6 protein-coding genes are annotated in these 8,074 nt (G+C 46.8%); 4 read left to right on the top strand and 2 right to left on the bottom strand.

The genetic code is table 11. From position 1 onward, the window contains the following. Window positions 1-202: 202 nt before the first annotated feature. Window positions 203-1,828, top strand: coding sequence for an NB-ARC domain-containing protein (locus tag QUB70_RS30505; RefSeq protein WP_332985470.1), 1,626 nt, complete (start codon window positions 203-205; stop codon window positions 1,826-1,828). Between the two features lie 127 nt (window positions 1,829-1,955). Here QUB70_RS30505 and QUB70_RS30500 read toward each other — a convergent pair whose 3' ends face one another. Both QUB70_RS30500 and QUB70_RS30495 read right to left on the bottom strand, forming a co-directional pair. Then, entirely contained in the window at window positions 1,956-3,686 is a 1,731-nt protein-coding gene (locus tag QUB70_RS30500; protein ID WP_332985469.1) for an NAD(P)H-quinone oxidoreductase subunit 4, read from the bottom strand. A gap of 248 nt (window positions 3,687-3,934) precedes the next feature. Beyond that, window positions 3,935-4,864 (bottom strand): ADP-ribosylglycohydrolase family protein, encoded by a 930-nt coding sequence (locus QUB70_RS30495; protein WP_332985468.1) that lies wholly within the window; start codon window positions 4,862-4,864, stop codon window positions 3,935-3,937. Window positions 4,865-5,051: 187 nt separating this feature from the next. Here QUB70_RS30495 and minC point away from each other — a divergent pair, with 187 nt between their 5' ends. The 3 genes from minC to minE all read left to right on the top strand — a co-directional run bounded on the left by minC (window position 5,052) and on the right by minE (window position 7,797). After that, on the top strand, window positions 5,052-5,858 hold the full coding sequence (gene minC / locus QUB70_RS30490) for a septum site-determining protein MinC (RefSeq protein ID WP_332985471.1): 807 nt from the start codon (window positions 5,052-5,054) through the stop codon (window positions 5,856-5,858). Between the two features lie 619 nt (window positions 5,859-6,477). Then, window positions 6,478-7,284 (top strand): septum site-determining protein MinD, encoded by an 807-nt coding sequence (gene minD, locus QUB70_RS30485; protein ID WP_332985467.1) that lies wholly within the window; start codon window positions 6,478-6,480, stop codon window positions 7,282-7,284. A gap of 117 nt (window positions 7,285-7,401) precedes the next feature. After that, window positions 7,402-7,797 (top strand): cell division topological specificity factor MinE, encoded by a 396-nt coding sequence (gene minE / locus QUB70_RS30480; RefSeq protein ID WP_442927856.1) that lies wholly within the window; start codon window positions 7,402-7,404, stop codon window positions 7,795-7,797. The last annotated feature ends 277 nt before the right edge of the window (window positions 7,798-8,074 follow it).

Here is an 8,074-nt window from a genome sequence, read left to right as displayed (position 1 = left end):
AGTAGGCAGGATAAATCCTGCAACTCCCTTTCATCCCCGGACTGAAGTCACGGGGTTTTCAGGGTATTTCCTATAAATATCTAAAACTGCCCAAACAGCAAAAAGCAAGCTGAACGTTTGCAAATTCGATTGAATTTCTCGCCCGCGAGAACTCACACAATATAATAGAAGATAGATTTTTAGTACAGGCGAGATTTTTACCTTGACTACTCCGATTCCTCAAAACTTTGTGCAAACGATCGCCAAACAGCGCGGTGTCACAGATGCCGAGTTAGAAACTGTGTTTATGGCTCTCGACGGTCAATCTACGGCTACCATCGCAACCAAGCTTGGCATTAGCGACATCGCCGTTCGCAAAAGACTCGGCGAAGTTTACAAAAAGTTTCACATCGGGGGGAACGGCCCTGGAAAGCTGTCGGAATTGAGGCATCAGTTGCTGTTTTCATACCACACCGATCAGGGAACGATCGATTTTAGTCGAGGTAAAGGATCTCTATTAAACCTGGCGATCTCGCGCCGACAGGAAGATTGGGGCCAAGCACCGGATGTTTCGGTGTTTTACGGACGGACTGAAGAATTAACTACTTTAAAGCAGTGGATTGTATCAGATAATTGTCGCCTGGTAGCACTGCTGGGTTTGGCCGGCAGCGGCAAAACAATTCTGTCGGTGCAGTTGGCAAAACAGGTACAGAATGAGTTTGATTTTGTGATTTGGCGATCGCTGCGATCGACACCAGCACCATCCGACTTCGTAGGAAGCTTAATTCAACTTTTTTCTAACCAACAAAAACCCGATGTACCCATCGACCTCAACAGCCAAATTTCGCGGTTGGTCGAGTATCTGCGCAAGCACCGCTGTCTGCTAATTTTAGACGATTTTGAAGCGGTTCTCAGACCAGAAGAATTAGCGGGACACTACCGCGAAGGCTGCGAAGGATATCGAGATTTAATTGTACGGCTCTGTGAAGTCAATCACAATAGCTGTGCAGTGCTAGTTAGTTCGGAAGAACCTACGGAACTGGCTTTGCTGGCCGGAGAAAAAGTGCGGTCTTTAAAACCTGTGATTTCCGAGGAAATTGCCCGGGCAATTTTCCAAGAAAAAGGTTTGTCTGCTTCAGATCGAGAGTGGAAAATCTTGTTATCCCGGTACGGAGGCAATCTGTTAGCGTTAAAAATTGTAGCGACAACGATTCACGAGTTTTTCGAGGGGAATGTTTTAAAGTTTTTGGAAGCAACGGCGTTATTTATTGAAGAACATATCAGCAATTTGCTGGCCCAACAGTTCGATCGGATGTCGAGTTCTGAACAAGAGATTGCCTACTGGATGGCTATTGCTCAAAGTCCGATTTCCCTGGCGACTTTGCGAGAGCATATCTTGGTCAATTCGTCGATTTCGGATTTGCTGAAAAATCTCGATTCTCTGGGTCGCCGCTCGCTGATTGAAAAAATCAGTGAGGATACAGAAACTGTTTTTATGCTTCAGCCTTTGATCGTGCAATATGTGAGCGACAGATTAGTCGATCGGATTCGAGCGGAGGTTTTGGAGACGGTTAAGACGCAAGGAATAGAAAGAATGCGGCTGTTGAAAACTCACAGCTTGAGCATCAGTATTGCTAAAGAAAAAGGGGGTAAAGGCGAGCGAAGTCGCTCTATTTTAGAATTAGTGAAAAATCGGCTGCAAGTTTTGTTTGCGAAAACTACAGGCTTTGAAGAACCGCTAAATATCCTCACCAAACTTGCTTCGGATCTGGAGGATAAATCGATTCGGGATGTGGGATATGCTAGGGAAAATCTAGCGCAGATTATTGCAGATGCAGACGGCGGTTGAAACCGCGCCTACAAAAACGAAGTCCGCCGACGCGGACTGAAGAAAATAATGTAATTTTAACCGCTTTTTCTTCAACCCGCGTCGGCGGGTTTTGTCTGTATAGACGCGGTTTTAACCGCCCGGTCTTCTATTTGACAATACCCAAAACCGATGCAGATTCAGATCCGGTAATTTTGCCCAACGCAGGCGCTTTTTGAGCTTGTGCAATTTTGGGAACCAAAAATCCCTCCGCATAAATCCGAGGATTTTCTTGAGCGATTTGGATGTAAGATTGGCGGACTTCTGCGTTCACCGCCACAGTCTTGGCATCGTAAACCTGCATCGCCATCTTGGGATAAAAACCAATGCCAACAATCGGTATCAAAAAGCAAAATGCGATCGCCACTTCCCGAGGTTTAGCATCAATAAACTGTGCATCACCAGGCAAAACGCAACTATTACCGAAACAAACCGCTTCATCCAGATTGTTTCTCTGATTCTGCAAATTTAGATCCTCAAGGTCGCAAGCCGCTAGTGTCCCACAATTGTAAAATAACTGTCGCAGCATCGAGAGCAAATAAATCGGCGTCAAAATCACTCCTACCGCCGCCAAGAACACGATCGCGGCGCGGAAAGAATCGCTGTAGATATCGCTAGTTGCCACACCGACAAACACTGAGAGTTCGCTAGCAAAACCACTCATACCAGGAAGTGCTAAGGAAGCCAAAGCGCCTGCGGTAAACAAGGCAAAAACTTTGGGCATGACTTTGCCAATCTCGCCCATCTCGTCCATGATCATGGTATGGGTGCGATCGTAAGTAACGCCAGCCAGGAAAAACAATACTGAGGCGATTAAACCGTGGGAAATCATTTGCAACAGCGCCCCGTTGATTCCCAAATCCGTGAAGGAAGCAATACCAAGCAGCACAAATCCCATGTGAGAAATCGACGAATTCGCTAAGCGGCGCTTCATGTTCGTTTGCCCGAAGGAATTCAGCGCGCCGTAGATAATATTGACCACGCCGAGCACCGCCATAATCGGTGCAAAATAAACGTGTGCTTTGGGGAGAAGTTCTAAGTTGAGACGAATCAGTCCGTATCCGCCCATTTTCAGCAGTACGCCGGCCAGAATCATCGACACGGGAGAAGATGCTTCACCGTGGGCATCAGGCAGCCAAGTGTGGAAGGGGAAAATCGCCAGTTTCACGCCGAAAGCAATCAGCAATCCCGCATAAAGCAGTAATTCTAAACCCAGTGGGTAGTCCTTCAAGCCTAGTTCTACCATGTCGAAGGTGGGGGTTCCTCCGCCGTAGAATGCCATTGCTAAGGCAGCTATCAAAATAAAGATGGAAGCGCCTGCGGTGTAAATCAAGAATTTGGTAGCTGCGTAGCGGCGGTTTTGTCCGCCCCAAATCGAGATTAGCAGGTACACCGGAATTAGTTCTAGTTCCCAGACAATGAACAGCAGCATGATGTCTTGGGCGACGAAGACTCCTATCTGTGCGGAGTACATTACCAGCATTAGGAAGTAAAAGAGTCGCGGCTTGCGATCGACCTCCCATGCAGCAAAAATAGATAGAGTCGTCACCAATCCCGCCAACAGTACCAGCGGAACTGACAGTCCGTCAACGGAAACAGACCAGTTGAGACCTAAAGAAGGTATCCAGGGATATTGCTCTACGATTTGGAAAGTAGAGATGCTCGGATCGTAATGAGTCCAAAACACCCAGCACATTAATACAAAATCTGCAATACCTACGCCTAGTGCATACCAGCGAATGGTTTTGCCGTCTGTATCCGGCAGAAAAGGGATGGCGAGGGAAGCTAGGAGGGGTAGGATGACAATTGCGGTCAGCCAAGGAAATTGATCCGCTACCATGATAGTGAGAATAAATACTTAGTTGGAAGTTACCAAGATTATAATACTAAATTTAATCAATAATTAAGATTTGTAAATAAATCTTTTTTTTTAGAGATATGCGGAGTAAATCCGCTAAGCACAACTTGCTGCAAAAGTCAAGAAGTTTTGCAGTTATGAGTCAGGAGTCATTAGTCGCACTTTAGCGGTTGACAATTACCGATGACCGATTACTCTGTTGTCATGCAGTGGAAAACTGTGGTAAATATTCAGATCGATCGAGATAAAGTCAAGAGCCGATCGCCAAAAGATGCAATTAAAGAGCGATCGGCTAATTGCGAGATCCATTTTTGCGGTATACCAGATTCTCCGTAAAAAGCCCCTGCCAACTGTCCGTAAACCGCACCAGTTGTATCCGCATCATCGCCCAAATTCACAGCCAACAAACAACCTTCCGCAAAAGAAGAACTGTTGTAAAACGCCCAAAGTGCCGCCTCCAAAGACTTGACAACATAACCCGTACCTTTAATTTCAGGAGGTTGTCGCAATTTAAAAGAACCCGCCGCAATCTCATCAATTTCGGCCACCAGCGGATTTGCTGCCCAATATCCAGAAATCGGACAATATCTTTCCGAAAGCAACACATCTTTAGCAACTCCATTCACAGCCCCCGCAATTAAAGCACCAAAATAGCGGCAAGCATCCACACAGGTAGCAGCACCGTGAGTAGTTCTCGAACTTTCTGCCGATTTTTCTATTACTTCCAAAGGATTTGTAGCATAAAACAAAGGCACGGGAGCCAAGCGCATAATCGAACCATTGCCAGCAGTCTGAGCATCGGTAAAACCGCAGTAAGGTTTTCTTGTATCTTCAAACTTCCAAAGAGCTTGTTGAACTGTATTGCCAATATCAAAACATTCACCATTGCTGCTCAAATGTCCGTCTGTACTCCACCGCAGATATGTTTCTAACTGATGGACTGGATCGAAACCTTGTTTCTCAATCAAACTTTCAGCCAAACAAAGTGCCATCGAAGTATCGTCCGTCCACTCGCCCGGTTGCAGTCGAAACGGGCCGCCGCCAACCATATCGTTAATAGGCGCAAAAGTTCCGGGGCGACAGAACTCTAAAGTTGTTCCGAGAGCATCGCCAACTGCTAAACCGAGAAGACTGCCGCGATAACGTTCTATTTGCTGCATATTTGTAGAAGGAAGAAGGAAGAAGGAAGAAGGAAGAAGCAATAAAATCAATGGTTTTACTCATTAACAACTTCCTAACTGTCTTGGCGGTTGCTATACCAATGCCCAATGCCCAATGCCCAATGCCCAATGCCCGATCGAGCTAATATTGATGTTAACCTGTCCCTACCCGAACTCAGACCTGTCCATGACACCCGATGCCACCGCTGGAGCTACTTCCGCCCCTACCACTCAAGCGACACCAGAAGTCAGCCTCGATATGCAAGTCCGTCTTAAAACAGAAGATGGACAGCTACTGTTGCTACTCCCCCCAGAAACCAACAGCGAACCCGCAACAGCTTCCGCCTCGACTTGGACTGAACTTTGGCAGCAGCTAAAAGTCAGGCTGAATGCAGGAGAACGCTTTTGGCAGCCAAACGCAGAAGTACAATTGATGGGGAACGATCGACTTTTAGATATCCGCCAACTGCAATCCATCGCCGATGCACTATCCGAAGTGGAACTGCAACTCAAACGAGTCCACACCAACCGCCGCCAAACCGCCGTTGCCGCAGCTACGGCAGGCTATTGTGTAGAACAGCAGCCTCCGGTTTCTTCCCTGAATAAAGCCTCAGCCGAAAAACCGCAATCGCTGGCGGAACCTTTATATTTGCAGATGACAGTGCGATCGGGCGTAGAAATTCGCCATCCAGGCACCGTCGTACTTTTGGGAGACGTAAATCCAGGCGGCTCAGTCATCGCCGGAGGCGATATCCTAGTTTGGGGCCGTTTGCGGGGCGTAGTGCACGCCGGTGCTGGCGGCAATACTAAAAGCGTGATTATGACCTTGCAGATGGAACCGATGGTGATTAGGATTGCTAAGTATGTTGCCAGAGGCCCAGAAACCTCACCCCCTCAGTTTTTCCCGGAAGTCGCCTATGTGACGCCCCAAGGGATTAGGATCGGCAGAGCCTCTGATTTTGACAAATCGCAGTTAATCGGGGGTAATGAGTAATTGGTCATTGGTCATTGGTCATCGGTCATCAGTCATTGGTCATTGGTCATTGGTCATTGGTCATTGGTCATTGGTCATTGGTCATTGGTCATTGGTCATTGGTCATTAGTCATTAGTTATTGGTCATTAGTCGTTGGTCATTAGTCGTTGGTCATCAGTCATTGGCAATACTATTTCTTTTTAAGTCGGCGCTTGATAATTTTACCCTTGGCTAAATCAGTCACTAAAGGACGATTTAAAATTTCCGTGCAAATTCATAGATAATTGGTAGAACAAGGAGAGTTATTAGTTTTGAGTGTTGAGTTGATTCAATGAGTAACAAATTGTTGCCCAATTACCAAACAAGAAATGCTAACTAACGACAAAGAATAAGATTAATTGCCAGTTGGCAACGCTCGATGACCAATGACCAATAACTAATGACCAATAACTAATGACTAATAACCAATGACCAATAACTAATGACTAATAACTAATGACCAATGACCAATGACCAATGACTAATGACCAATGACTGATGACCAATGACCGATGACCAATGACCAATAACTAATGACTACTGACTACTGACTACTGACAACTGACTAATGACAACTGACCAATAAATCTAAAATCGCTTATGGCTCGCATTATTGTTGTTACATCAGGGAAAGGCGGGGTAGGAAAAACCACCTCCACAGCCAATCTCGGCATGGCTTTAGCTAAGCGGGGACGCAACGTTGCCGTAATTGATGCCGATTTCGGCCTCAGAAATTTAGACTTGCTGCTGGGCTTAGAAAACCGCATTGTTTACACGGCATTAGAAGTTCTCGCAGGAGAGTGCCGGTTAGAGCAAGCTTTGGTGAAAGATAAGCGGCAGCCGCGTTTGGTGCTGTTGCCGGCGGCTCAAACTCGGATGAAAGATGCCATCAGCGCCGAGCAAATGAAGCAGCTTGTGGGGATGTTGGCAGCAAAACACGACTATATTTTGATTGACTCTCCGGCTGGAATTGAACAAGGTTTTCAAAATGCGATCGCCCCGGCTCAAGAAGGCATCATTGTCACCACTCCCGAAATCGCTGCTGTCCGCGATGCCGATCGAGTCATCGGCCTGCTGGAAGCCAACAACGTCAAGAAAATCAACCTGATAGTCAACCGGATCAGGCCCGCAATGGTGCTGGCCAATGATATGATGTCGGTGCAAGACGTGCGGGAAATCCTCGCGATTCCGCTGTTAGGCGTCGTTCCCGACGACGAGCGCGTCATCGTTTCCACCAACCGAGGCGAACCATTAGTATTGTCGGAAACGGCATCTTTAGCTGGAACTGCCTTCGACAATATTGCCCGCCGCTTAGAAGGCGAAAAAGTTGAATTTCTAGATATCAATCCCCGTCGGGAAAACTTGTTTACTCGACTCCGCAAGTTCTTAAACACTAAAATTATGTAATTTGTCGCCAATATTGGCGATCGGCTTTAACAAGTAGCGACTCCATCCAACACCATAGCCTAGATTTTCCCAAAGTTAAGTTTTCTATGCCTAACCATTGACAAACCTGCCAGACCCATGCTATATACACTTCTCGAACGACTTTTCCCGCGCACCCCTGATAACAGCCGCGACGAGGTAAAACGGCGCCTCAAACTGGTTCTAGCCCACGATCGCTCAGAACTCAGCCCCGAAATGGTTGAGTCGATGCGCCGAGAAATTCTAGAGGTGGTATCTCGCTACGTGGAAATCGACACCACGGGGTCTGAGTTCTCGCTCGCTAGCGACCAGCGCGCTACAGCACTGATTGCAAATCTCCCGATCCGGCGAGTCAGGCACGAATATCCACCGGAGAATTTGCCGGAGAATTTGCCGGAGAATCAGTCCGAGAATCAGTCCGAGAATCAGTCCGAGAATCAGTCCGAATATGTACCGGAGTATGTAGTTGAAACTCTCCCCGACACGAGAGATTAACAGGAAGTGAGATTTTATTGTCAGGTAACAAGTTCGATCGGCTCGATCGCCATTTACAGCACTTCCGGGTGTTATGAGGTACAATAAGAATAGATTAAAGAAATACGCCAATGAAAGCATATTCAGTAGATTTGCGAACACAAATAGTAGCATCCCATCAAGATCGGAAGCTGTCGATCGGAAAAACAGCAGCGATATTCTCCGTCAGTAAAAGCTTAGTTCAAAAACTGGTCAAGCAACAAAAAACAGAGGGAAATTTACAGCCGAAACCCAGGGG

The organism is Microcoleus sp. A003_D6 (genome assembly GCF_036702825.1).
Lineage (GTDB): Bacteria > Cyanobacteriota > Cyanobacteriia > Cyanobacteriales > Microcoleaceae > Microcoleus.
Note: the sequence above shows the minus strand (reverse complement) of the source record. Positions and strands in the feature narration are given on the sequence as shown.